This is a genomic window from Gilvimarinus sp. 1_MG-2023 (assembly GCF_030548285.1).
The window spans coordinates 1-248 of record NZ_JAUOSC010001447.1 but is presented as its reverse complement, the minus strand read 5'-3'; the positions used below and the strand labels follow the sequence as shown (position 1 = coordinate 248).

The window sequence follows — 248 nt, the reverse complement described above, 5'->3', positions numbered from 1 at the left end:
GCATTTAACAGAGCCAGATCGCTGATTCCATACAGACTGGCACCGCCTCCGATGCCAGCCGCTGCGGCACGGTCATCCGACAAGACCCGCAACACGGTATAGCCACCGGCACTGTTGCCCCGCACCAGTATTCTGCCCGGGTGTGCCCAGCCCTGAGCCTGGGCGTACTGACAGGCCAACAGCACATCGTCCACGTCTGTCAGCCCCCACTGACCGGCCAAGGCCTGTCGATAACGACGACCAAACCC

1 protein-coding gene is annotated in these 248 nt (G+C 62.5%); it reads right to left on the bottom strand.

Features of this window, described 5'->3' with window-relative positions:
• A partial coding sequence (locus tag Q4563_RS21610; protein ID WP_303605989.1) for a prolyl oligopeptidase family serine peptidase occupies window positions 1-248 on the bottom strand: 248 nt, incomplete at both ends.